21 protein-coding genes and 2 pseudogenes are annotated in these 23,427 nt (G+C 66.7%); 11 read left to right on the top strand and 12 right to left on the bottom strand.

Annotation, left to right across the window (positions count from 1 at the left end; translation table 11 throughout):
* Positions 1-233 precede the first annotated feature (233 nt).
* Positions 234-764 (top strand): helix-turn-helix domain-containing protein, encoded by a 531-nt coding sequence (locus BSP109_RS18025; RefSeq protein WP_374700173.1) that lies wholly within the window; start codon positions 234-236, stop codon positions 762-764.
* An 87-nt stretch (positions 765-851) separates the two neighbouring features.
* Here the strand turns inward: BSP109_RS18025 and BSP109_RS13945 are convergent, their stop codons facing one another.
* Positions 852-1,250, bottom strand: coding sequence for a recombinase family protein (locus BSP109_RS13945; RefSeq protein WP_101601424.1), 399 nt, complete (start codon positions 1,248-1,250; stop codon positions 852-854).
* Positions 1,247-1,648, bottom strand: a complete 402-nt coding sequence (locus BSP109_RS13940) for a sulfate permease (RefSeq protein WP_308297918.1) — start codon at positions 1,646-1,648, stop codon at positions 1,247-1,249. The genes BSP109_RS13945 and BSP109_RS13940 overlap by 4 nt, the downstream gene beginning before the upstream one ends.
* 157 nt (positions 1,649-1,805) lie before the next feature.
* Between BSP109_RS13940 and BSP109_RS13935 the strand changes: the two genes are divergently transcribed.
* The 3 genes from BSP109_RS13935 to BSP109_RS13925 all read left to right on the top strand — a co-directional run bounded on the left by BSP109_RS13935 (position 1,806) and on the right by BSP109_RS13925 (position 4,680).
* Complete coding sequence (locus BSP109_RS13935; protein WP_257944701.1) at positions 1,806-2,840, top strand: DNA-protecting protein DprA; 1,035 nt, start codon at positions 1,806-1,808, stop codon at positions 2,838-2,840.
* A 97-nt stretch (positions 2,841-2,937) separates the two neighbouring features.
* Positions 2,938-3,288 carry a hypothetical protein gene (locus tag BSP109_RS13930; RefSeq protein ID WP_101601419.1) on the top strand — a complete coding sequence of 117 codons (351 nt, stop codon included), beginning with the start codon at positions 2,938-2,940 and terminating at the stop codon, positions 3,286-3,288.
* A 144-nt stretch (positions 3,289-3,432) separates the two neighbouring features.
* On the top strand, positions 3,433-4,680 hold the full coding sequence (locus tag BSP109_RS13925; RefSeq protein ID WP_101601417.1) for a helix-turn-helix domain-containing protein: 1,248 nt from the start codon (positions 3,433-3,435) through the stop codon (positions 4,678-4,680).
* Here BSP109_RS13925 and BSP109_RS13920 read toward each other — a convergent pair.
* Positions 4,677-5,687, bottom strand: a pseudogene (locus tag BSP109_RS13920) (C-terminal helicase domain-containing protein); the annotation flags it as partial. The gene BSP109_RS13925 and the pseudogene BSP109_RS13920 overlap by 4 nt on opposite strands.
* A gap of 52 nt (positions 5,688-5,739) precedes the next feature.
* Between BSP109_RS13920 and BSP109_RS13915 the strand changes: the two are divergent.
* A complete protein-coding gene (locus tag BSP109_RS13915) occupies positions 5,740-7,317 on the top strand; it encodes a recombinase family protein (protein ID WP_101601416.1) in 1,578 nt (525 codons plus the stop codon).
* A 663-nt stretch (positions 7,318-7,980) separates the two neighbouring features.
* Here the strand turns inward: BSP109_RS13915 and BSP109_RS13910 are convergent.
* Complete coding sequence (locus BSP109_RS13910; RefSeq protein WP_101601414.1) at positions 7,981-9,006, bottom strand: AraC family transcriptional regulator; 1,026 nt, start codon at positions 9,004-9,006, stop codon at positions 7,981-7,983.
* Positions 9,007-9,038: 32 nt separating this feature from the next.
* Entirely contained in the window at positions 9,039-9,488 is a 450-nt protein-coding gene (locus BSP109_RS13905) for a MarR family winged helix-turn-helix transcriptional regulator (RefSeq protein WP_101601412.1), read from the bottom strand.
* A 97-nt stretch (positions 9,489-9,585) separates the two neighbouring features.
* Between BSP109_RS13905 and BSP109_RS13900 the strand changes: the two genes are divergently transcribed.
* The 5 genes from BSP109_RS13900 to mobF all read left to right on the top strand — a co-directional run bounded on the left by BSP109_RS13900 (position 9,586) and on the right by mobF (position 16,364).
* Positions 9,586-10,221 (top strand): NAD(P)-dependent oxidoreductase, encoded by a 636-nt coding sequence (locus tag BSP109_RS13900; protein ID WP_101601411.1) that lies wholly within the window; start codon positions 9,586-9,588, stop codon positions 10,219-10,221.
* Between the two features lie 97 nt (positions 10,222-10,318).
* A complete protein-coding gene (locus BSP109_RS13895; protein WP_101601409.1) occupies positions 10,319-10,975 on the top strand; it encodes a hypothetical protein in 657 nt (218 codons plus the stop codon).
* Positions 10,972-11,457, top strand: a complete 486-nt coding sequence (locus BSP109_RS13890; RefSeq protein WP_101601407.1) for a MarR family winged helix-turn-helix transcriptional regulator — start codon at positions 10,972-10,974, stop codon at positions 11,455-11,457. Before BSP109_RS13895 ends, BSP109_RS13890 begins: the two co-directional genes overlap by 4 nt.
* On the top strand, positions 11,457-12,596 hold the full coding sequence (locus BSP109_RS13885; protein ID WP_101601405.1) for an FAD-dependent monooxygenase: 1,140 nt from the start codon (positions 11,457-11,459) through the stop codon (positions 12,594-12,596). Before BSP109_RS13890 ends, BSP109_RS13885 begins: the two co-directional genes overlap by 1 nt.
* Positions 12,597-12,893: 297 nt before the next feature.
* Positions 12,894-16,364, top strand: a complete 3,471-nt coding sequence (gene mobF / locus BSP109_RS13880; RefSeq protein WP_067191773.1) for a MobF family relaxase — start codon at positions 12,894-12,896, stop codon at positions 16,362-16,364.
* Between the two features lie 72 nt (positions 16,365-16,436).
* On the opposite strand, the gene BSP109_RS13875 is transcribed toward mobF, so the two are convergent.
* The 4 genes and pseudogenes from BSP109_RS13875 to BSP109_RS13860 form a co-directional block, all read right to left on the bottom strand.
* Positions 16,437-18,260: an ABC transporter ATP-binding protein gene (locus BSP109_RS13875; RefSeq protein WP_257944700.1), complete on the bottom strand. Its 1,824-nt coding sequence runs from the start codon at positions 18,258-18,260 to the stop codon at positions 16,437-16,439.
* Between the two features lie 27 nt (positions 18,261-18,287).
* Positions 18,288-19,277, bottom strand: a complete 990-nt coding sequence (locus tag BSP109_RS13870) for an SRPBCC domain-containing protein (RefSeq protein WP_101601404.1) — start codon at positions 19,275-19,277, stop codon at positions 18,288-18,290.
* A complete protein-coding gene (locus BSP109_RS13865) occupies positions 19,274-19,519 on the bottom strand; it encodes a hypothetical protein (RefSeq protein ID WP_067191769.1) in 246 nt (81 codons plus the stop codon). The genes BSP109_RS13870 and BSP109_RS13865 overlap by 4 nt, the downstream gene beginning before the upstream one ends.
* 337 nt (positions 19,520-19,856) lie before the next feature.
* Positions 19,857-20,735: pseudogene (locus BSP109_RS13860) on the bottom strand (ATP-dependent RecD-like DNA helicase); the annotation flags it as partial.
* Between the two features lie 15 nt (positions 20,736-20,750).
* Here BSP109_RS13860 and BSP109_RS13855 point away from each other — a divergent pair.
* Entirely contained in the window at positions 20,751-22,283 is a 1,533-nt protein-coding gene (locus BSP109_RS13855) for a recombinase family protein (protein WP_101601402.1), read from the top strand.
* Positions 22,284-22,311: 28 nt separating this feature from the next.
* On the opposite strand, the gene BSP109_RS17015 is transcribed toward BSP109_RS13855, so the two are convergent.
* Genes BSP109_RS17015 through BSP109_RS17010 form a run of 3 tightly spaced genes read right to left on the bottom strand, consistent with a single transcriptional unit; the run spans position 22,312 to position 23,385 of the window.
* The gene (locus tag BSP109_RS17015) at positions 22,312-22,515 is read right to left on the bottom strand and encodes a hypothetical protein (RefSeq protein ID WP_146001168.1); all 204 of its coding nucleotides are present in this window, start codon (positions 22,513-22,515) and stop codon (positions 22,312-22,314) included.
* The gene (locus BSP109_RS13850) at positions 22,512-23,099 is read right to left on the bottom strand and encodes a hypothetical protein (RefSeq protein ID WP_101601400.1); all 588 of its coding nucleotides are present in this window, start codon (positions 23,097-23,099) and stop codon (positions 22,512-22,514) included. Before BSP109_RS13850 ends, BSP109_RS17015 begins: the two co-directional genes overlap by 4 nt.
* 10 nt (positions 23,100-23,109) lie before the next feature.
* On the bottom strand, positions 23,110-23,385 hold the full coding sequence (locus BSP109_RS17010) for a hypothetical protein (RefSeq protein ID WP_146001167.1): 276 nt from the start codon (positions 23,383-23,385) through the stop codon (positions 23,110-23,112).
* Between the last annotated feature and the right edge of the window lie 42 nt (positions 23,386-23,427).

The following is a 23,427-nucleotide window of genomic DNA, read 5'->3' as shown; positions in this document are numbered from 1 at the left end:
GCCCTTGCGCCTCACTCAGAGCGCCGAATGAGTGCAAACCGGCCCACGAAGTGCTCAGATTGGGCCGGTTTGCACTCATTCGAGGGGCGTGCGGACATGCGGGAGCGGGGAGAGGATGAAAAGCGGACATGCGGGAGCGGGGAGGGAGGGAAATGAAAGTACGGTCACGCGACCCCCAATAACCCGACACACGACCCTCCAGACAACAAAAATGTCGGGACATCGAATGAACGATGTCCCGACACTTCACAATGGGGTCACTGCGTAGCACGTTCAGCAACTTTCCCCGTCGGACGACAACGCTGGTTGAGCGCTGGAATCGGGGAGTCTACGGAGGTGCGAGGCGGGCATCGACGCTGCCAGTGCAGACGGATCGAGGGCCGCTGGTGCGGAGGATCGGGTCGGCTCAAACTTTTCTGACTCCTGCCGAGGTCGATCGACTCGTCGCGGACTACGACGCAGGTCTGAGCGTTCGTGGATTGGCGAAGAAGTACGGCATTCATCGAGGCACTGTGTCCGCGCACCTGCGGCGACGTAACGTTGCGCTGCATCGTCCGGGACTCGGTGTGGACGACCGGGCCGAAGCTGTTCGTCTGTTCCGGGCTGGGGTATCGATGCGGGCGATCGCTCGAAGGCTCGGGGTGGGCCGGAGCCCGGTTCGGGCGGCTCTGGACGAGGCAGGCGTGCTCGTGAGCGAGCAGCACACGTCCGAGGCCGTCAGCGAACCGGGCGGTCAAGATGCTGGCCTGGAGGCTGTCTCATAGCGTCCAGGTGCCCTTCACCTGTCCTGGTCACACGAATTCGCCCCCGCCATCTGAGGCGGGGGCGAAATCTTATGATCGGCCGGTTTGTCAGTCCTGCTGTGTGTCATCGCAGCCCAGACGCTGGGCGTCTACGGTTGCGAACTCGTACATCATGTCTCTGATGCAGTCATCAAGGACGGGGCCGCTGAGGATGCCGCTCGCGACGTGGATGGTGACTCCGGCTTGGTCGAGCGCGTCGAAGGTGCGCATGTTGGCCAGGGGTGTGCGGCCCAGGCGCGAGAGGTCGGAGACGACCACGTCGGTGACCTCGCCGTTGGCGGCCGCGTCGAGCAGTTTCGCGAGGCCGGGTCCTGGGTGGCCGGTGTCGGTGATGACGCCGGACTCGGTCAGGTCTCGTTCACGCAGGTACTCGCGGCAGTCGGCTTCCTGCCAGGTGGTCTGCTCACGGTTGCCGCTCGCGCTGCGCAGGTAGATGACGGCGCTCATGATGCACCTCCGGCCATCACCGGGGCCGACGCAAAGACCTGCGTCTGCTCTTCCTTGGCCTGGCGGCGCACGGCGCGGCGCTCGGCGTGCTCATGGATGCGAACGCGGGCGAGCAGGATGAGGCTGATGGGGCCGATCCAGAGCATCTTCAATGCCGACCAGAACGCGACGAGCATGAAGATGTTGAGCCATCCGGGGCCGCCGTCGCGGACGATGATGGCCAGCAGGCTCGCCAGGTAGAGGTACGGGATCGCCAGCAGCATCGCCGGCACACCCCACTTGAGCCCGTTCCTCGTGCGCACTCTGTCGAGCACCAGGTTGGTGGGCATCCATCGGCGCATGAAGTAGCGGATGTGGATGCTGGCGATCCAGATGAGTCGGAACATGACGGCCTCCAAGCACGTGACTGTGGTGAGGCAGTACGTGTGGAGTGTCCCGAAGGACGGCCCGCGAAGGGCCTACATGATGAGGGGCTTCTGCCTCCGTACCCCTATTTTACGGCGAACCTGCGACAGACGGAACCCCTTGCCTGGCTGTGGGGCGTGCACCTTGCCGGTGACCGTTTCGGAGAAAGGGGCAGGGATCATGGCGAGGCTTGTGGAGAAGATGACCGGTGAGCGGCAGGCACGGATGGCGTTGTCGATGATCGCCGAGCCGAACGACCCGGCCACCGGGCGGGTGCTGAACCAGGTCGGCGGCATCGAGACCCTGCGCATGATCGAGGACGACCAGGCGACGGTGCCGGGCATGAACCGCGCCGACGCGATCGCCTGGCGCGAGCGCATGCAGGCCGGCATCGCGCCCGGCCTGGCCCGACGGGTGGCGCAGCTTCAGGGCGGCAGTATCGGCACCCTGATCCCCTCCGATGCGCACTGGCCGGTGAGCCTGAACGATCTGGGCGACCGGACCCCGTATCTGTTCTGGACCCGCGGTTCAACCTCGTTCCTGGGCGGCGCGGTCGAGGATCGAGTCGCCATCTCCGGTGCCAGAGCAGCCTCCCCCTACGGCACGACCGTCGCGGCGGAACTGGCTGGGGAGCTGGCGAACCAGGAGCGGGTGATCGTCGCCGGCGGCTCCTACGGCATCGAGGGCGCCGCACACCAGGCTGCCCTTGCGGCAGGTGGCAGCACGGTCGCGGTGCTGGCTAGTGGGCTGGATCGCCCGTATCCGGCCGGGCACGCCGAGATGCTGGACCGTATCGGCGATCTCGGTCTCCTCGTCAGCGAGGTGCCGCCGGGGGAGGTACCGACCCGGTACCGGTTCATGGCGCGCATTCGTCTGCTCGCTGCACTCTCGGGCACGACGGTCATTCCCGAAGCGGGGCCTCGTTCGATGTCGCTGCTCGTCCCGACCGAGGCACGCGACCTCGGCCGCGCCGTCGGCGCCGTGCCCGGCCCAGTCACCAGCGCTGCCAGCGCCGGAACGAACGGGCTGATCAAACGCGGGGTCGCCGACGTGGTGACCAACGCGCAGGAAGTGACCGCGCTGCTCGACAAGCCCGAAGGCCCCGGCCGGCACCGCCCCGACATTGGGCACCAGCTCGATACTCCGGCACCCGCCACGTCCGCACCTGCGGGGCCTCACCTGTAGCCCGCCTCACGATGCGGACGGGCCCCTGGCCCAGCTCAGATGGAGACGGCTCGATGAAGGCTGGTCTGCACCGTGCAGATGGGAAGGAATCAGTCTGATGAGCAACACCGATGGGGAACGTCCCGAGTGGCTGGACGAGCCGTGCCCGGCCTGGTGTCACGGCGATCACTCCGGCCAGGAGTTCCAAACGGATCGCAAGCACCTGAGCGACCAGGTGCTCATGCCGGTCATCACGCAAGGACGCGCCCCCAGTTGGCGGCATATCCCCGGTGATGTCGTCGTGGCAGACGATCTGACGATCGCGATCTACCAGCGCGTCGGCGACCGCGAGACCTGGCTGGTGATCGCGAACGACACCCAGAACGTCGAGGTCTCGTTGGAGAGCGCCGCCCGCCTCAGCGCAGAGCTCGCTGCACTCCTCGACGAGGTGACCGCGACACCGGCCTAACACCGCGACCGCACCAGAGGGCTCTGTGCCACCCGTTCATCGGGCAGCACGGAGCCCTCGCCGTACCTTCGTCACCGTAAGCACCGGTCCGCGGCCTGTTGCGCCGTCTACCGTCGAGGCTGTGGCGCTTACTACGCTTGGGGCATGAACTTCACACCGCTGCATCGCGCGCTCGGATTGCCGCCGTGTCCTCTGACGGACGAGATCCTGAGCGATGCGGTGACGTCGGGAGTGACGGAGACTGACGACCTGGATTGGAAGTCCGAGCTCCCTCCTATCAAAGGGCTTTCCCAGACGGACGTGCCCAAAGACATCGCGGCGATGGCGAACAGCGGCGGCGGGATGATCGTCTACGGTGTCGAGGAACACGGGAAGGCGGCGACCGGCCGCAGTGATGCGGGCGAGTTCACTGAGGGGCACGAGCGCGCCTATCGGAGCGTCGCCGTTACCGCGATCTCTCCGCCCGTGTTCGGCTTGGAGGTACATCGGCTCGGCACCGAGTGCCGGGCCGTCGCTGTGGTCATCCCGGCAAGCGTCGACGGGCCGCACCTGATCTACAAGAACGACTTCTTCGGTGCTCCTATCCGTAACGATGCCGACACCGCATGGATGAAGGAACGGCAGATCGAGGCCATGTATCGAGCGCGGTTCAATGAACGACGCCGGGCCACCGAGGCCGTGGACTCGCTATTCGCCGAGGCTGCGGAAGGTCGAGATACGGTGGAGCGTGCCTGGCTGATCGCGGTCGCTCATCCGCGCGTTCCTGGAGCTCTCACACGTTTGACCCGTGACGAGGCACGCGAAGTGTTCAACGACGCCCGGACGATCACACTGTCGTTCTCGAAGAACACCGGCATCCACCCTCTGGACAACGTCGAATATCTTAACCCGCGTCCTGGGTTGCGCCGATGGGTCGCCCCGAACGTCGCGACCGGCGATCGGTCGATCTGGAAAGAATCCTGGGTCAGTGTCCATCACGACGGGTCCGTGTCTCTGGCAACCGCCGTCGGCGGCCATCGCATGAGCTCCGACGAGTACTGGGAAGGCTGGCAGGTTGAGGGGCGTGGCGTCGAGTGCGCGGTGGCCGACTTCATGGCCCTCATCCGCGCAGCAGCCCGGTCCTTGCATCTCGACGAATACGACGTGCGGGTCGGCGTCGAGTGGAGCGGCGAACAGCCGTTGAGCATCCTGACTGTCGACGGCTCCGGTTTCCCCTACGACGGAGTCTCAACCCCGCTTCGGGCGTTCACGTCGGCGCGCTCGACCGTGACGGCATCGGCCTCTGATGCCGAGTTCCACCGCCAGACACGTGAGTTGGCAGAGGACTGCGTGAACCAAGGCGGCATCACCTATCTCCACGTCATCGAGCCACTGCCAGAGGACGAGAACTAGAGCGAAGGCCCTTGCCGGTCGAGACCGACCGGGGAACGGCGAGCGGGGTCTTGCGCCTCCTCACGTGGCGGGGCGAGGCGACGCAGAGCCGCGGCGGCGCGGGAACGGTCGATCTTCTGCGACGCAGCCTCCGGCACCGGCCCCAGCGGGGCGTCGTCGCTGATGTTGTAGCGGTCGCGGTAGGCCGCCACCGTGCGAGCCAGACGCCGCCACCGTGCCGCGCCGCGCTCATCCGCCGGCGTTTTACCCAGTGCGTTGGTCCAGGGGTCCTTCTCGTGGAGGGCGGTGTCGAGGATCGCATCGGCACGCGCCTCGATCAGCTCCCGGCGTTCGGCCAGAGCTTGGCGCATCTCGCTGGTCATCGGGCCGGTGGCGTGCGGGATGAGCCCGACGATCAGCCTGGGGGCCTTCCGGGTGCGCCCCGACCCTGCCGGCTGGGCGGTGGCGCGGGCGAGACGGTAGTGCATGACCTTGGCGACATCCTCGGCGTCGTCGAACCCGCGGGCGGCGACTAGGCGCGGGAACAGGGTGTCGAGGTCGTGGTGGTTGGCCTCGGCTCGGCGCAGCTCGGCGGTTAGCGCTCCGAACGCCTCCGACCCCAGCGCGGCCTCGGCCTGGTCGTCGGTGAGGCCGCTGATGCAGATGAGGGTGGCCCAGCGGTCGTGCTGGGCGGCCGCGGCGATGGTCTCGTACTCCGCGGCGAGCTGCGCGATCGAACCCCACTGGTCCTGCTCCGCGGTGATGGTCTCGTGCGCGGAGACCTCGGCGCCGGAGTGCTGCAACACCCCGAACAACACCGACCGGCCCGTCGCCTCCTCGTTGTCCGCCGGATGCGGAGCCGAATGGGTCGGGTCGGGCCGGTCAAGAACCACATAGGCCCGGTTCGAGGCCTTGCCGCGGGTCATGGCGACGTAGAAGTTCTCCCGCGTCGTAGTCGGCTCCACCAGCACATGCGCGGTATCGACGGTGATGCCCTGGGCACGGTGCGCGGTGACCGCGTAGCCGAGGTGCCTCATACACACCTACCGCTCAACGAGAGTAGGAAGGTGGGGCCGGACGATGGGCCACGACAAGCAAGCACAGGAGGGGCCGCAGGCGGCGGAACCGCGACGGGCGGTGGTGTACGTCCGCATCAGTGACGACCCCGAGGGCACCGAACGCGGGGTCGAGCGGCAGGAAGCGGATTGCCGGGCTTATGCGGCTTCCCGGGGTTCGGTGGTGGTGGCGGTGTTCCGGGAGAATGACACGTCGGCGTTCAAGCAGCGCACGATCACTCTGCCTTCGGGTGAGCGGGTGCGGCGGGTGATCCGTCCGGAGTTCCGCGCGATGCTGAAGTATCTGCATGAGGGGCGGGCGCAGGTGATGGTCGCGTACGACCTGGACCGTGCGGTGCGCGACCCGCGCGACCTGGAAGACCTGATCGATGCGAAGGTGCTCGGCGGGTTCACCGTCCGCTCGGTGACGGGCTCACTGAGGTTGGATACCGATTCCGATGTCGCGATGGCGCGGGTGTTGGTGGCGATGGCGAACAAGTCGTCGTCCGACACGGCCCGCCGGGTCGCACGGGCGGCGAAGCAGCAAGCCGCCGAGGGCGCGTGGCATGGTGGGCGGGTGCCGTTCGGCTACCGCGCCGAGGAGGGCGCGTTGGTGATCGACCCGGTGACCGGGCCGATGGTGGTCGAGGCGATGCAGCGGATTTTGGCCGGTGAGTCGCTGTACCGGATTCGTAAGGACTGGAACCAGCGCGGCGTGCTGACCACGCACGGGTGCGCCTGGTCGGATCGGACGTTGAAGCTGATGTTGCGCAACCCCGCGACCAAGGGCATCCGCGAGTACCGGCCGATGCTCCCGGACGGTTCCCGCGTGAAGACGTCGCTGATGCAGGCGAGGGCGGCGTGGCCCGCGATCGTCGATGCCGAGACCTGGCAGCAGGTCTCCGATGTGCTCGATGCGAGGAAGGCGGCGCGGAACTTCCATCAGCCTGGCAGCGGGGCCGCGAAGCGGACGTATCCGTTCTCGGGGCTGATCCGCTGCTCGGACTGCGCCCGGGTGATGATGCACCGCGGCAACGTCTACCAGTGCGTCCAGACCCTGCCGGGCGGGTGCAACCGGTCGATCCGCTCCGCCGAGATCACCAAGGTGGTGGAAGAGGCGGTGCTCGCGACGTTCGAGCACATCACCCTCCACCCGACCACCCGCACCCAGACCAGCACTGACCTGGCTTCTCGGGTGGGGCTCGCCGCGAGACTTGACGCGGACCGGGAACGGTTGGCGCAGCTCGATGACGACCATTACGACGGGTTGATCGACAAGGTGATGTGGGTGCGGCAGCGCGCCAGGATCGCCGAGCGGATCGAGGTCACGCGCCGCGAGTACGCCGCCGCGCTGCCCGAGCATGCCGGGCCGTCCATCGATGTGACGACCGTCGCCGCCGAATGGGAGGGGCGTACGCCGATGTGGCAGCACCAGGCGACCAGCCTGATCCTGGAATCGGTGCTCGTGCACGCCCATCCCGCCGACATGATGACCGCCGTCCCCAAGCGCCGCAACGAGACCGTCGAGGCGTTCCATGCCCGGCGCGACGCGCACCGCGCCGACGTCCTCGCCCGCCGGGTCGAGTTCATCTGGCGCGCCTAACCATCACCGCGAGCGGCCTCGCCCCGGCGTGCGGGGCGAGGCAGGCCGCACAGGTCGCGCAGTTCAGCCAGCACCGTAGGGTCGTCTACGAGTGTGGTCAGGCCCTGGGCCTGGCGCGACGCGGCTGCCAGGCGTGCCCCCAACGGCTCAGGAGCAGACGGATCAGTGACAGGGGTCGCGGGGTGCTGGTGAAGAGAAATCATACAGACCAGGTGCGAAGCACTGACCACAACATCTAGTATTCATTGCCGAGTTGAGGTACTATATGCGGACTTATCCACAGGGCAACGGTCAGCATGAACCGCATAGTGGGGTACTCCGCGGTGGTGCAGAATCGACACCACCGTCAACCGCCCGACTCACCGGCACGCGGTACCGCTGACGGTGGCGGCACCGTAAGAGACCGGGATCGGTAAAACCCCAGGTCGCACGGTAGGGCCATATTGGCACCCCCGTCACCGGGTCAGAGTTGACGGGGGTGCAAAATTTGCACCACCGTGAGACTGCCTCGACGGGGGTGGAAATTTTCCACTTCCGTGATCGGCTCCGGAAAGTTTCCGGGGCCGTTCGGTCTTCCTGACGGTGTGGGAAATTTTCCCTCACCGTGAACCCCACCCCAACGGCCCGCACCTCGAGCAAGTGCCAGGGGCCGGTATCGCATGGTCATGCCTCCGTGATCGCGTCTGAAGGAAGAGTGCTGTCACCAGGTAGGTGCGCATCGTTTCCCACGCGCATGCTGAGGCCCGGTCCGTGCGGGCGTGCGTTGCGTGGTCCGTGTTTGCGGTACTCGATGGGGGTGACGCCCATGTAGCGGCGGAACATCGCGGAGGCGTGGCCGCGACTGTGCCATCCGACTTGGCGGTAGAGCACGCTGATCGGCAGTGTCGTCTCGCGGATGAGGCGGGCCATCTGCTGCGCGCGCAGGATCGAGAGGTAGATCAGGGGGCGGACTCCGTAGGTGGTCGCGAACACGCGGCCGAACTGTTCGGGTGAGAGGTTCGCGTGCGATGCGAGCATGCGGAGAGTCCATGGCTGGGAGCAGTCGGCGCGCATGAGCGCGGCTGCCCGGTCGATCTCGGGTCGTAGCGGGAGAAATGTCCGCCACCGCGGCGACGCCAGCCTGGACACCTGCTCCCGTCTGGTCGGCGACGGCCCGTCCGGCGCGACCGGCCGTAGATATGGAGTGATCGTCGCGAGCACAGTGAGCAGGAGCGCGTGGACGCGGTAGTAGGCGGATGCCGGGCAGTCGGTGGTGGCAGTGAGTTCATCGAGGATCGGCCCGAGGTTCCCGGCTTCGGCCTCGCCGATGCGCAGCACCTGCGCTGCGGTCGGGTACTGGTCGGCCAGATCGCGTGCGGCATCACGATCCGGGAGCGCGCCCAGGTGCTGCCAGAACAGGTGTCCGATGAGGTAGTCCGTATCGATGTAGAGCGTGGTCATCGTCGCTGCTCCTTCGGGTTCGTATCCGAACCTCGCGTGCGGGGCGACGAGCACGGCTTTCCCGATGCTGAGCGGAGCGGGTGGCACGTCTCCTGCGGGCAGAACCGAGCCGTCACGGATCACGACCACGCGCACGCAGTCGTAGGCGTCCGGGGCGATTTCACGCCGTGTGGTGATGGTGCGCGCGATGACCGCGACCGGCTCCACCGGACGGCGATGTCTGCTCGGGCTGAGCTGCTGACCTGTCATGCGCCATCACCTCATTCACCCTGCCGCGCCTGCTACTCGATAGCCGGGGGTGTCGGGGCGTAGAACGCGTTGACCGCGTCCAGGTAGCGGGCCACGGTATCGAGCTCTGCGGTGCTGAACTGACCGCTGACGGCATCGAACTCGCTGTCGAGAGTGCCGTACAGGGTCTGGAGCGGGGCAATCGCGGCATCGATGAGTTCGATGCGGGTCTTGCGCCGATCGCTCGGATCAGGGGCGCGGCGCACGTAACCGGCCTGCTCCAGCCGGTCGATGACTTTGGTGACGGTGCTCGTCGGCATCCCGGTCGCGGTGCTGATCTGTCGGGGCGTGCGGATGTCGTCGCGCAGCACCATCAAGTGCAGCGTTTGCAGGTCGGTCACGCGCAGGCCGTGCTGACGGGCGACGAGTTCGTTGCCGAGGATCGCGTGCACGATCTGGTGCTGCAACGCGGCCCGCACCCGCTTCACCGAATCGTCATGCATACAGCTCTCCTTGCTAGCATATTCCCGAACAAGGATTACTTCTTTTCGGGAATATCCTGTCAGTGTATTTCAAGACGTGGTGAAGCGGGAGGGTTGGATGAGGATTCTGGTGCCAGGGGCGACCGGCATGGTCGGCGGGCATGTGATCGAACAGGCGCTGGCGCGCGGGCATGAGGTCATCGCGGCCGCGCGCACGTCCGAGCGGATCACGCTCCGCCACCCGCGTCTGACGCCCGCCCAGGTCGACATCCTCGATCCGGAGGCTGTCGATCCGCTCCTGGAGGGCGTGGATGCGGTGGTGAGCACGGTCGGGATCGGCACATCGAAGACGCCGACCGCGCTCTACTCCGCAGGAACCCGCAATCTGCTCGCGGCCATGGAGCGTCATGGCGTGGAGCGCATCGTGGTCATCTCCTCCGAGGCGGCCGAGCACTGGGCGCATCAGGGGCCGCTCAAGCTCTGGATCGTGCTCCCGCTGCTGCAGAAGTTCCTCGGTGCGACCTACGACGACATGCGCCGCATGGACATCGCCCTATGGGAGAGCCGCGCACAGTGGACCACGATCCGCGCCCCCTACATCCGCCCCACCGCCGCGAAAGAGCACTACCGGACGAGCACCGAACGGGCACTGCCGCGCGGTTGGTCGATCACCGCCCCCGATATGGCCACCGCCCTGCTCGATGTCGCCGAACGTGACGATCTGGGTCGCCAGCACGTCTACGTCGCGAACTGACCCTCCGCCCTCCGCGCCGGCACCGAACCCGCGCCCCCCGTTCGATTTAGTATGGAAACCATATAGTATGAGTGTCATACGACCGAGAGGGAGGATCATGAACTTCGACGAGCCGCACCCGGGCTACTTCACGCACCTGGCCTGGAACATCGATCTGCGCTTGACTGGGCCGAGTGTCAAGCCGAGCCGGAAGCGCTACGACTACCGGCACCGTCTCGTGACGCTCGCCGCCGGACTGCGGGAACAGGACGGGGTGCAGGCCGCGCACGCGCTGGAAGTCACGGCGATCCCGCCGATCAAGGGCGGCCCGCGCTACGATCTGGCGCTGCTGGTGCGCTCCGATGAGCCGCTGCAGGACGAGCTGGTCGAACGCACTTCAGTGCTGGGTCTACCCGCACCCGAGCTGGCGATGACGGCACGCAACGGAGGCCGATTCGGTGACACCGAAGGCCAAGATGGGGAGATCCTGCTCAACCATTTCGTCGGCGAAGCCAGCTCCAACGATGCGGTCGACGCGTGGAAGTCGGTCGCGCACTGGTACCTCGACAAGCTCGACGTGGACAACTCGACCCTGCTCGAATACACCCCGGATGCGCCGTTCCTCATCATGAACTACGCCGTGATCCCGGGGAAGGTGTTCCTGTTCCTCGCGGGCATGCTCCTGCGCCCCTCCTTCTACAGCGTCGTGCGGGGGCGGCTCCATGACGTCGGCATCACCCCGTATCCGCTGTTCGCGAAACGAGTCACCTCATGATCCCTGCGCCCCTGGGCAGTCAGGCGCTGCTGCTCGCGCTGCGACGCCTGCGCACCGACCTCGCCGCCCACGACCGAGCCGTCGCCGACGCCGCCGGGATCAAAGACAGCGACCTCACCGTGCTCGAAATCCTCAACCGGGAAGGCCCGCAAACCCCGAGCGTCCTGGCCCGCCGCACGAACACCCACCTGGCGACCATGACCGGCGTGCTGACCCGGCTCGAAAACGACGGTTGGATCGAACGCCACCCCGACGCGAAGGACCGCCGCTCCATCCGCATCCACGCCACCAGCATCGACCGCTTCAACACGCTCTACGCCGAAAGCATGGACCGCCTCGCCGCCGTCTTCGAGACCTGGCCCACCGAACACGCCCGCATCTTCCTCAGCGCTATCGCCGACATCAGCCAGGCCCTCGACCCCGCGACGAATTCCGATGCTGCGGGGCGGCACAAGAGCGGTGACGCTGGGAGGGAGAGCTGATGCGCATCGGGATCATCGGTGCCGGGATCGGCGGCCTAGTCACTGCGACGGCATTGCAGGCTGATGGTCACACCGTCACCGTCCACGAACGCCGTGCAGACTCCGGCGCAGTAGGGGCTGGACTGACGCTGTTCGGCAATGCGTTCGCCGCCTTGGATGCGATCAGACTCGGCGACCTGGTGCGTGACGTGAGTAGCAGCGCCGTGGGGAGACTGCGCTCAGGCCAACGGCAGCCCTCCGGCCGCTGGCTGATCTCGCTGCCTCCCTCCGACACTCCGAACGTGCGTAGCCTGCACCGCAGCGACCTGCACCGAGCACTCGCTGACCGCCTCCAGCCCGGTACTCTCCGTCTCAGCCAGACCGCACGGGTCGCGGACGACGGAGCACCCGTCGTGACGGTCGATGGACACGAGGAGCAGTACGACCTGGTGATCGCCGCAGACGGCATCCGCAGCGACGCCCGGAAGCGCTGGGGCCTGGACCCCGGGCTCCGGTACGCCGGATACACCGCCTGGCGCGGCGTCACCGCCTCTACGGGCCACCTCTCCGACGAAGCCGGTGAGACCTGGGGGCGAGGGTCGCGGTTCGGGATCGTGCCGCTGCCCGACGATCGGGTCTACTGGTTCGCGACCCGCACCGTCTCGCCCGGCGGAACCGACATCGACGCCGCCAGCTCTCTCCGTCGCTTCTTCGGTTCCTGGCATGCCCCGATCCGGGAACTGATCGACGCGACCCCGTCGCAGCACATCCTCCGGCACGACATCTACGATCTCGCCACCTTCCCGGCCGCCTTCGTGCAGGGCCGTGGTGTGCTGCTCGGCGACGCCGCTCACGCGATGACCCCCGACCTCGGCCAGGGAGCCGGACAAGCCATCGAGGATGCTGCCACCCTCGTGCTGCTCCTCCGCGACGCCACAGCACACGACCTCAACCATGTTCTGGCGAAATACGACCGTCTCCGCAGATCACGCACCCGTGGGCTCTGGCGCCAATCACGCCTCACCGGCCGCGTCGCTCAGACCGCCGGACCAGTCGCGGTCCATCTCCGCGACGCAGGCCTGCGCGCTGTACCTTCCACACTGATGGCGAATGCAATGACCCGAATGCAGCGGTGGAAGCCACCGCAGCAAGAACTATGACTGGCCATGCGCAGACTCGAGGACCAGCGCCACCGACCTCACCGTAGAGCACGAACTCAATTAGCGGCGATCTCGAGTCGACAGTCAGGAACAGGGCGTCACCGCCCCAGGCTGAAGCCGTAAGCCAACACCCCAAGAACCCGTGCCCTTGGCTGACTTCACCGACGCAGCTTGCCTCGACCCAGCTGACCGACCCACCAGAGCCGCCACACATCTGACTCACCGCTCTGCCGTAACTACTGGATGCACGTATGCCACGGCGGGGCCGTGGTGCGCACCTCCCTCATGAGACGACTCATGAGGGAGGCAAACGTGAAGGGCGGCGTGATCCTGTTTCGCGGCAGCGGTGCTGCTGCGCGCCGGTACGTCGAGGCCGACCGTTCGCGCGCTGACGAGTACTACCTCGGCGCGGACGATGCCGTCGCCGAGTACACGGTGCTCGACGCCAGCGGCGAGGTCACCGCCACCCGTTCGCTTACTGCGGTCGAGTACGAGGGGTGGGTGGACTGGCATGACCCGCTCACGGGCGAGTCGATGGGCACCCCGCGCAATCCCGGCGAGGGCAGCAAGGGGTCGCCGTTGTTCGCGGAGATGACGATCAACGCCCCCAAGAGCCTGTCGGTCGCCGCCGCGCTCCACCCCGAGGTCTCCGACGCACTCGACGCCGCGCAACAGGATGCTCTCGCGGAGATCCGCCGTTGGCTCGGTCAGCATTCCGTGACGAGAGTCGGGCCACGTGACGCGCGGGAGGTGCTGTCTATCGAGCAGATGCAGGTGGTCGGTATCCGGCACAAGACTTCTCGTGCGGGTGATCCGCACAGGCATATCCATATGCAGATCGGCACGCGGGTGTGGGCTGCCGGGAAGTGGCGGGCGCTGGACACGGCGGCGTTGTTCAAGCAGCAGGGCGCGATCCGCGCGCTCGGCACCGCGGTGATCGCCGCGCACCCACACCTCGCGCGCACCCTCGCGAAGCATGGGCTGACCCTCGACCCGGTGAGCGGCGAAGTAGCGGAGTTGCAGCCCTTCAATGGCGTGATGTCAAAGCGGTCGGCGCAGATCAGGCGCAACCTTGACCGGCTCGAAGCCGACTGGGAAGCCGCACACCCCGGAGAGGCGCTTGGTCCGGTGATGACGGCACGGTTGCAGGGCATCGCGTGGACGCACCAGCGGCCCGGTAAGAAGCCCGCCGACTTGAAGAACGAGCAGTGGTGGCAGCAGGAGCTCCGAGACGCGGGATTCGACCCCACCGACCTCGAACGCCGCAGCGTGCGCCCCTCGGTGTTGCTGGATGACCTTGTGGTGCAGGAAGTTGCATCACGAGCGCTGGATCGGTGCGCTGCCGCATCGTCGGCGTGGACAAGGCACACGGTGCAGGAGCACGTCACCCGCATCACCACCGAACACGGCGTGCACGCAACCCCCGCCGAGCTACGGGAGTTCATCACCTTGGCGACCGGTCTTGCTGTCTCTGATTGCTTTTCTGTGCTGCCGCCGGACGCGGCGATGCCGGAGCACGTCGCGCACCTGACCAGCCTCACCGTGGTCGCCGCTGAGACTGCGCTGCGTGACCGACTCGCCGCCGCCACACCGGAGCAAGAGCCAGCACACCCGGACGTGACCAGAGCTGCACAAGCGATAGGGCTGGACGAGGGGCAAACGGTCGCTGCTGCCGCGGTCGCATCTTCTGATCCGTTGGTGATCGTGGAGGGTGCTGCGGGGAGCGGGAAGACGACGATGCTGCGCACCGCCATCGACATCGCCGCCGAGCACGGTCGGGCGTCGAGGGTGGTTGCGCCGACGCTGCGCGCTGCGCAAGTCGCGCACGACGAACTCGGCGTACCCGCCACATCGGTCACGGCGCTCGTGCACGCCCACGGATGGCGCTGGAACCATGACGGCGCATGGACACGCCTGCACCCCGGCGACACCGACCCCGACAGCGGACGAACCTACACCGGCCCGCCGCACGATGCAGTGCTGCGCCGGGGAGAGCGGGTGATCGTAGACGAGGCCGGGATGCTCGACCAAGACACCACCCACGCACTCCTCACCATCACCGCCGAGGCAGGAGCGACGGTCGCGCTCGTCGGCGACCGCGCACAGCTCCCCGCCGTAGGCCGGGGCGGGGTGCTCGACATGGCCTCGCAGATCAGGGGCCGTACCTACGACATGACCGAACTGCACAGGTTTGCCGACCCCGACTACGCGGCCCTCACCCTGACGATGCGTGACCGGGAGAACCCCGGCGACGCGTTCGACCGACTCGCCGCAATGGGACTCATCACCCTGCACGCGAACGAGGAGCAGGCCCGCGACCACATCACCAAGCACACGCGCGAGGGTGAGGCGATCACCGTCGCGACGAACGACGAAGCCACCGTCCTGAACGAGCGCATCCGTGCTGGACGCGTCGAGGGCGGCGAGGTCGATGACACGATCACGGCGACCGGCAGCGACGACCTACCTATCGGGGCCGGTGACCTGATCCAAACCCGCAAGAACGACAGTGACCTGGGCGTGGCGAATCGGCAGCAGTGGATCGTCCAGCACGTCGAGAACGATGGCACCGTCTATGCGCGAGAAGCCGTCAGCGGGCGCAGAAACGCGCGCATCGTCGCCCTCCCGTCTGAGTATGTGAGCGAGCACGCGCACCTGTCCTACGCAGCCACCGCCTACGGAGTCCAAGGCGCAACCGTCAACTTCTCGCGCACGTTCCTGACCGAGGCGACAAGCGCGGCAGGCGCCTACGTCGGCATGACCCGAGGCCGCGAGCAGAACCGGCTGCACGTCATCGCCGAGGACATGACCGACGCGAGAGCGCAGTTCGTCACAGCGATGGAAAGCGACCCCGCAGATCGTGGCCTCGACCACGCCACCGCACAAGCAGCCGAATCAGTGCGCGGAGTCGTCAAGAACGGCCCCATACGCCGCGTCACGGAAGAACTCGCCAGACTCGACCGTGAAGCTGAGCGCGCCGACCAGCAGGCCGAGCGGTGGGAGCAGACCGCGAATAGGCTCGACGCCCAGCGCGCCGCGCATCGTGCCGAGAACGACGAGAGCACCGCCGCGCTTCGCCGGGTCGAAGAGGAAGCCACACGAGTGCGTTCCGAGGTCGCCGCACCTCTCGTTAAGCAAGCTGAACGCGACGGCGTGGCGTACCTCGCCACCGTCCAAGCAGAGAACACGACGAACACACGCCTCGCAGCTGTCGGGCGGTTTGGGCGGCGTAAAGCTCGCGATGAGCACCGCGCCGCGAGCGAACAAGTGCATGCCGCGCGGACACGCCTCCGTGAAGTGTGGGAAGCTGAACCGCCACGAACTCCCGGCGCGCTATCCGAATGGGCCGCACACGTCGCCCAACAGGCAGCAGAGAGCGATCCCCGCGTGAGAGACGGCGACCAAGCAGTCGAGGCCGCCCGTTCCGAACGAGTTGCAACGGGTGAGCGTCACCGCAATGAGCACCTGACGCTTTTGGCGAGCGAATTCGGGGCCGAGAACGCGCGCGCTCACCAGTACGGGATGCGCGGCATCAATCCTCGACGCAATGCCCGTGATGCTCGCGCCCGTGCAGCGCACCTTCGTGCCGAGAGTGAGGAACTCCGCAACCTCCCCGCGATTGACGCCGCCGAGCTCATCGAGACCAAACGCGTGGAGCGGGAACTTGCGCAACAGCAAGCCGAACACCGTCAACGCCAACTCTCCTCGCCCGAACCGGTGTCGCGTCGAGGCCCAGATTCGCAACCTGAACGCGGGATCGGACTGTGAGCCACCCTCCTTCGGCGCGTGCGCCTGTGACCCCTGTCTGTTGCATATTCCGGTGAGGTCCTCGGACCGTTCCTACGCTTCGGTCGGGGCGAGGTCGGTGTCAGTGTGGATGCGTAGCGCGGCGATGAACTCTTGGTAGAGGGGGTCGCGGGTGAGGAGTTCGCGGTGGGTTCCTGCATCTCGCACACCACCGTTTTCGAGGACGATGATCTGGTCGGCATCGAGCACGGTGGATAGACGGTGCGCGATAGTGACGAGCGCGCCCTCTCGCGAAGCGGTGGCGATGACGTGCTGGATGGCCGCTTCGGTAGTCGCGTCGAGCTGGGCGGTTGCCTCGTCCAGCAGCAGCACATTCGGGCGGCGCACCAGCGCTCGTGCGACGGCGAGGCGCTGACGCTCCCCACCAGAGAGACTGGTCTCGGCAACGTCCGCGTTCAGCCCGCCATTCAGGGAGCGAATCTTCTGATCGAGGCGCACCGACGTCAGCGCCTCCCATGCTTCGTCGTCGGTGGCGTCGGGAGCGCGGAAGAGCACGTTGTCGCGAACAGTGCTGGGGATCACCGGGGTCTCCTGTTCGACGTAGGCGATGTGGGACCTGACATCATCAATGCTCAACCGGTCGTAGGGGACGCCGTTCAGTTCAAGCCGCCCCGCGGCAGGGTCGATGAAGCGGAGCAGCAGCGAGAAGACAGTGGTCTTTCCAGCACCGGACGGGCCTACGAGCGCGATATGCCCCTGCCGTGGGATGGCGAATGTTACGTCGCGCAGCGCGGGGGCTTCTGCGTCGGCATAGCCCGCTGTGACCGCACGGAGCGCGAGCACCGGGGCATCGGGGACGCTCAGGTGGGCAGATGCATCGGCGGGGCGAGCGTGCGTGTCTTCGAGTTCGAGGTGTTCGGTCTCACGGATGCGCGCGGCGGCGGCGAGGCCGCTCTGGAGGGTGGCGAATGCTCCGGCCAGTGAGGTGATCGGGTCGACGATGTTGAAGGCATACAGCAGGAACGCGACCAGACTGGACACGGCAAGCTCGCCGAGCGCGACGCGTCCCGCGCCGAGGCCGAGGATGACGATGATCGCCAGCTGCATCCCGCCGCCCGCGACCGTCCACGCCAGTGCCGAGAACCAGACCGAACGGATAGCGTGCCGGGCAGACTCTTCGGCTTTCGTGTTCACGCGTGCGATCTCGCGGTGCTCAGCGCGGCTGGACTTCACCGTACGCAGGGCTCGCACCCCGCCCTCCAATGTCGCACCAAGCTCTCCGATGGCATCCTGGGCACGCTTGTCGGCTCTACCGATCTGCGGGACGAGCACACCGAACAAAGCGCCGACCACGACCAGCGCGAGGAGCGTGGTCAACAGGAGAGGCCAATCGAGGAGCGCCATCAACACGATGGTTCCGACCAATGACACCAGGCCGTTGATGAGTTGCACGAGACTGTTCGTCGTCGCCTCTCGCAAGAGCAGCGTGTCGCTGGTCACGCGGGTGACGAGTTCGCCGGTGCGGAAGCGCTGAATCTGTTCCAGCTTCGCAAGGAAGAACCGGCTGACCAGGCCACGGCGAGCATCCAGCACAATACGTTCCGAGAGCCTGCCCAGCAGCACGCTCTGCGCAAGATTCGCGATGATCCCGACGATCAAGATCAGTACCAGCACCGAGACTGGTCCGGCAAGATCGAGATCAGTGCCGAGCGAGTCGAGCACCCACTTGGTTACCATCGGTGTCGCAAGCGTGATCGCCGTCGCGAACAACCCCAGTAGCACGCCGATGATGAGGGTTCGCAGATGCGGACGCGAGTACGACCACAACAGCGCGATACCTTCTCGGAACGGGACCGCAGGGCTGCCCGACTTTGTGTCGTCGATATCGTCAATCGGAGATTCAGAGGCGTTCATCATGTCTTTCGTGATCGTCTTCGGTGCGCGTTATCGGAAAGCCCGGCTGATGGCGCTGCCGGTCTGGAACAGGCGAAGCCAGACCATGAGTTTCTGCATCGGGCGCAACGGCACGCCGACAAGACGCCGCCATCCCGTGTGCCTGGTCCATGAGGTGGTGATGGTGACCTGCGTGCCACCGGTCGTCGGTGCAAGCGTGAACTCGTTAAGGATCGGGCGGCTCTGCGGTGCATCGGGATAGACGAACCTCCACGCCACCCGGTGAGGGCATTCTGCGGTGACAAGTTCGATCAAGCGACGACGGAAAGGCGGCCTGATCTTCACAGGCTTCCCGTCAGGGCGCGCCTCGGGTGCTCGGCCCTCCCAGACAGACCCGGGGCGTACTTCTCGGGTGGCGCTTTCGATCTGGCCAACGCTGACCTCCCACTCGGGCACGCGCACAGGGTCGGCAAGGAAGTCCCACACCTCGTCGGCTGACGCGGGAACGAACGTCTCCTGAGAACCGGAAGCCCGGCTCTTCGACAGGCTCGGCTCAGATACTGCCGCCACACCATCCGCAACACTCCGGTCGAGGCGTTCCAAGACTTCCTGTGGTGTGGCATCCAGCCGGTGCAAAATGTCCGCGATCAGACCGCTCGGCTCGGCGACGAGTTCCCGGAGCACTGCCGCCGCACTGCCGTCCCGGCTCTTCCCGCCTGCACGCCCGATCAGGTCAGCGGCGCGCTGCTTCAACTCGTACCCGTCAGTCTCGTGGAACACGATCCGTCCAGGATCGGGCAGCGTCGCCCGTACGCCCAGGGACGCCAGCTGCGCGTCATGCTGCTCGCGCACGGCCCGGCGCGCATCGTCGATGCCGATCCCCATCTCCCGGAGCACACGGCCCGCGAGCTGGTCCGACAGCACGAGCGCGAGGAAGAGGTGCTCGATGTCCGCCTCCCGGAGCCCCTGCCGCGACGCCTCCTCCAACGCCGTCAAAGACAGCACCTGACTCGTCTGTGCGGCCTGAACGAACTTACTCATGACTTCCTCCTGGCCATAGGGATCGAGGGATCGACCCTCTTGGAATGTTTCTTGTGCGCGGCCTGACGGCTCACCCCGAGCGCATCGGCGATCTCTTGCCACGTCATCCCCGCCCGCAGCGCTGCCTCGACTTGCCGCAACTCCAGCGTGTCCGTAAGCACCCGCAACGACGCGACCGCTCGCAGCCCCGCTCTCGGGTCAGTGGTGTCCGCCGCGACCTCGGCGACCTGTGAAGACTCCATACTGTCAACCTACGTTGCACAAGCAAGTCTGTCAACCTGAGTTGCAAGACGTGGATGCAGGACATCGCCAGCACGGAAGAAGCGGTAACGCGGAACCGACCCATCCCTCGCCGAAGGTCGTGCCTGTAGCGTCGGCAGCGCAACGACAACCAAACAGCCATCGCTGGGTCAGGATCAACGCGAATAATCGCACCACGGCCGAGCCATATCGGAGGCAGCACGTCTACTCAAGCGGTGCAGCGACAAGGGAGACTCACTGGCACGGGAGCACTTCTATAGACTGATACTGCGCATACGCGCACGATCACAGGTGAGTGCGTTTGGGGCACCTCGGCTAGCCGAGGTCGACGTGCTCGGCCACGTAGTCCGCCGGCAGCACGATCGACCCGAACCGGCGGCCGGGCTTGCGGATCGTGATCGACCCGTCCTCACGCACATCGGTGATGCGCCAGGTCTCACCGTTGCGCACCCAATCCCGGCCTGTGCCGGTGCGCAGGCGCCGCTCGTTACGGCGGGTGATGATCGTGTCCCCGACCCCCGCCAGGGTGCCCTCAGCCAAGGTGGCCTCGCGGGCCGGGGTGATGCGGCCTTCGAGGATCAGGTCGGCGCGGGCCCGGGCGTTGAGTGCGGTCACATCCTCCCGTGTCTCGGCGATCAGCACCGACACCCGCCCGGTGTCCCGGTCGGCCCGCCACGCGGCGTAGGCGGCGTCGATCATCTCCTCGCCGTCCCCGTCGGTGATGCGGTGATTGCCCAGGTAGGTGTCGATCACGCTGGTGCGACCGTGCCGCAGGTCCAGGGAGGCGGTCTTCTCCCAGTCGTGGATGAACCGATGCACGTCCACCAGCTCGGGCGCATCATGGTGGCGGTCGGCCACGAGCATCCCGAACGTCCCACCGGCATCGACGGATTGCAGTTGCCCGTAGTCGCCGACCAGCAGCACCTTCGCGCCCGCCTCCGCCGCCAGGGCGGTGATGCGATCCAGCGAGAGGGTGCCGGCCAGGCTCGCTTCGTCGATGATGACCAACTTGCCCGCCTTGAATGTGTCGCCGCGCGTGAGGTGGTTCTGCCACCACTTCGCCGTGTTCTCCGTGGCGATCCCGAGATCATCGCCGAGCACCTGCGCCGCCACCGCGGACGGTGCCAACCCGACCACAGAGCCGAATCCGTGCTGTTTCTCCCACGCCCGCCGCAGGGCGTTCATCGCCGTGGTCTTCTCCACTTGGTGCGAATGACGCACCTGTCAAGTGGAGGTGTCGAGATGACGATGAGTGTGTTGGGGAGGCCGCGAACGGGCGAGACTGCCGCTGTTGCGGATCAGGTTTTGGTCTATCTGCGGATCAGTGAGGATCGGACTGGCGAGGAGGCCGGAGTCGAACGCCAGCGAGATGACTGCCTGGCGCTGTGCGGTCGCCTCGGGTTGGATGTGGCTGCTGAGGACGTGTTCATGGATAACGACACGTCCGCGTATCTGAACAAGAAGCGTCCCGAGTTTGAGAAGTTGCTGGCTCGGGTGCGACAGGGTCCGTCGCGGGTTGTGGTGTGGCATGTGGATCGCCTCTACCGCCGTCCGCGCGAGCTGGAAGATCTGATCGACTTGGTGGAGTCGCATCCGATCCGCATCGAAGCGGTGATGGGTGGGGCGTTCGATCTGAACACGCACGAGGGCCGGCTGATGGCCCGGCAGCTCGTCGCGATGGCCGCGTACGAGTCCGGGCACAAGGCTGATCGCATCCGCCGCGTGAATCGGCAGAAGGCTGAGCGGGGCGATTGGCATGGGGCGGCGAAGTTCGGGTACGGCACCGGCGGGGTGCTGATCCCGGAGCAGGCGACAGTGATCCGTGAGATGGCCGACCGGTTCCTCGCGGGCCAGTCGTTGCGGTCGATCACGGCCTGGCTGAACAAGGAGTCCGGGTTCCCCGCACCGCAGGCGCACACGGGCAAGACGCTCGGGGTGTGGCATGCGACGACGGTGAAGTCGATCCTGGTGTCCGCTCGTATCTCCGGGCAGCGGGCGTATGAGCCGGCGCGGAAGGCAGGGGATGCTCCGGCGGGCAGGGAGATTCTGGGGCCGGGGAACTGGGAGGCGATCATCACGCCGGAGGAGACGACGCGTATCCGGGCGATGCTGTCTCACCCGGACCGCCGGGTTGGAGCGTCCTCGATCAATCTGCTGTCCGCGATCGCGACGTGTGGGAAGTGCGGGTCGGGGTTGGTGTCGGGAAAGAACCGTCGCGGCCCGTCGGATGCGAAGCGCCGCTACTACCGGTGCATGCCGGTGCCCGGTCACCCCGAACGCGGCGGCTTGTCCGTCAGCGCTTCCGGACTGGAAGCCGTCGTGAGCGAGGCGGTCATCGCACGCCTGGCGGCGACCACGCTGCCCTCCGATGAGGGCAGGACCGGTGGTGCGGTGGCAGAGGCGATGGAGCGAATCATAGCCGCGCGGCACCGGATGGAAGACCTCGCCCGCGACTACGGGGCCGGGCTACTGGCCCGCAGCGAGTACCACGCGGGGCGTGTCGCAGCGCAGAACGCCGTCAGAGACGCGGAAACCTCTCTCGGCACCCTGAACCGTGGTGACGCTCTCAAGGGGCTCCCTATCGGCGATGAGGCCGCTCTGCGGCAGGATTGGGAGGAGGAGTGGACGATCGGGCAGAAGCGGGCGATCCTGTCCGCGCTGATCGACACGCTCGTCGTGCGTCCCGATCCGAAGAGCGGGTCGCGGTTCCGTCCCCAGCGGGTGCAGATGACCTTCAAAGCCTGACCCGGCGGCGTGGGGCACGGAGCCAAGATCAGGCGGGGTGCGAGACGAGGGTGCGCAGCCTGTCGAGCGCCACGGGGTCAGTGACCGCGAAGGACACCCCGGAGGCCTCGCACGCCTGCCGTGTCCATTCCTGCACGTCGAAACCTCCCAGCAGCGCAGACGATCGTGGCGTCGTGGACTCCCCCGGTGCGGAAGTTTCGGGTTGCGGTGCCGGGAGGTGCGGGGCGGTCACGGCAGCTCCCCGGTAGTCAGGTCTAAGCCGGCGTAGAACTCCTCCTCGGCCTGTCGACGGGCTTGAACGTCGGCGAACATGAACTCCACGAAGTCCTCGTTGCGGTCGGCGATGATGATGTCCTCGACCGGTGCGGCAGGGTCCTCGCCGGGCCAGACAGTCTGCCGAGTGGGTCGGTCGCGGTCCAGCCGAGTGCCGCACGCGGCGACCCATTCGCGTAGCCGCCCGCGCGCTTCGGCGAAATCACGATGCCATCCCAACGGCGCGGACCCGTTCTGCTCGGGATCGTAGGCGCACAGCCAGTGCAGGTGCAGGGCGGAGAGCTCCCAGACGAGTTCGGGGTGGTGGTGCCAGAACGGCGGGATCACGCTCGCGGGGAGCCCGTAGGTGTGGCGCAACCAGTTGACCCACTTGTTCAGTTCCAGCCATTCGGCTTCGGCGGCGTCCGCGGTGAGGAGGTTCCAGTTGACCGGGTGAGGGGGCTCGGAGATCAGCGGCCCCTCAAAGCTCTCCTCCTGCTCCTCCGCGGCCTCATCGTCAATGGGCTTGGGGCCAGGTTCGGGCTGGTCCGTAGTGTCGGTCATGATGATCGCCTCACATCGCCAGCGCGGTCGTGGTGGATCCCGTCGAGCGCGGGGCGGTGAACTCCGCCGGCACCTCACGGCTGCAAGTGATCTGCTCGGCCGTCGCGTCGCGGGTCGCGGTGTTCTCGTCGCGGCTGTGGCGGCGGCCGACCTTCCAGACCTCGAACTCGTGCCCGGTGATCGTCTTGCCGTCTTTCTCGTAAAGGGGTATCCATCTTGATGCCGATGGACGGGGCCGGTCTGCCGGGTAGGGTCGGGTGACGTAAGGGCCCCCGCGCTGCGTCAACAGCCGGGGGCATGGACTACACCGTCAAGGGGTGTATGTCGT

The sequence above is a fragment of the Brevibacterium sp. Mu109 genome (assembly GCF_900169375.1).
GTDB classification, from domain to species: domain Bacteria; phylum Actinomycetota; class Actinomycetes; order Actinomycetales; family Brevibacteriaceae; genus Brevibacterium; species Brevibacterium yomogidense_A.
Note: the sequence above shows the minus strand (reverse complement) of the source record. Positions and strands in the feature narration are given on the sequence as shown.

What these genes read in the sequence shown, in the direction of transcription:
- BSP109_RS13930 (WP_101601419.1), top strand. Translation starts at nt 2,938, where the DNA reads ATGAGCAACACCGATGGGGAACGTCCCGAGTGGCTGGACGAGCCGTGC.
- BSP109_RS13850 (WP_101601400.1), bottom strand. Translation starts at nt 23,099, where the DNA reads ATGACCGACACTACGGACCAGCCCGAACCTGGCCCCAAGCCCATTGAC.
- BSP109_RS13895 (WP_101601409.1), top strand. Translation starts at nt 10,319, where the DNA reads ATGAACTTCGACGAGCCGCACCCGGGCTACTTCACGCACCTGGCCTGG.
- BSP109_RS13945 (WP_101601424.1), bottom strand. Translation starts at nt 1,250, where the DNA reads ATGAGCGCCGTCATCTACCTGCGCAGCGCGAGCGGCAACCGTGAGCAG.
- BSP109_RS13915 (WP_101601416.1), top strand. Translation starts at nt 5,740, where the DNA reads ATGGGCCACGACAAGCAAGCACAGGAGGGGCCGCAGGCGGCGGAACCG.
- BSP109_RS13905 (WP_101601412.1), bottom strand. Translation starts at nt 9,488, where the DNA reads ATGCATGACGATTCGGTGAAGCGGGTGCGGGCCGCGTTGCAGCACCAG.
- mobF (WP_067191773.1), top strand. Translation starts at nt 12,894, where the DNA reads ATGAGGGAGGCAAACGTGAAGGGCGGCGTGATCCTGTTTCGCGGCAGC.
- BSP109_RS13855 (WP_101601402.1), top strand. Translation starts at nt 20,751, where the DNA reads ATGACGCACCTGTCAAGTGGAGGTGTCGAGATGACGATGAGTGTGTTG.
- BSP109_RS13885 (WP_101601405.1), top strand. Translation starts at nt 11,457, where the DNA reads ATGCGCATCGGGATCATCGGTGCCGGGATCGGCGGCCTAGTCACTGCG.
- BSP109_RS13875 (WP_257944700.1), bottom strand. Translation starts at nt 18,260, where the DNA reads ATGATGAACGCCTCTGAATCTCCGATTGACGATATCGACGACACAAAG.
- BSP109_RS13870 (WP_101601404.1), bottom strand. Translation starts at nt 19,277, where the DNA reads ATGAGTAAGTTCGTTCAGGCCGCACAGACGAGTCAGGTGCTGTCTTTG.
- BSP109_RS13890 (WP_101601407.1), top strand. Translation starts at nt 10,972, where the DNA reads ATGATCCCTGCGCCCCTGGGCAGTCAGGCGCTGCTGCTCGCGCTGCGA.
- BSP109_RS13900 (WP_101601411.1), top strand. Translation starts at nt 9,586, where the DNA reads ATGAGGATTCTGGTGCCAGGGGCGACCGGCATGGTCGGCGGGCATGTG.
- BSP109_RS13910 (WP_101601414.1), bottom strand. Translation starts at nt 9,006, where the DNA reads ATGACAGGTCAGCAGCTCAGCCCGAGCAGACATCGCCGTCCGGTGGAG.
- BSP109_RS18025 (WP_374700173.1), top strand. Translation starts at nt 234, where the DNA reads ATGTCCCGACACTTCACAATGGGGTCACTGCGTAGCACGTTCAGCAAC.
- BSP109_RS13925 (WP_101601417.1), top strand. Translation starts at nt 3,433, where the DNA reads ATGAACTTCACACCGCTGCATCGCGCGCTCGGATTGCCGCCGTGTCCT.
- BSP109_RS13865 (WP_067191769.1), bottom strand. Translation starts at nt 19,519, where the DNA reads ATGGAGTCTTCACAGGTCGCCGAGGTCGCGGCGGACACCACTGACCCG.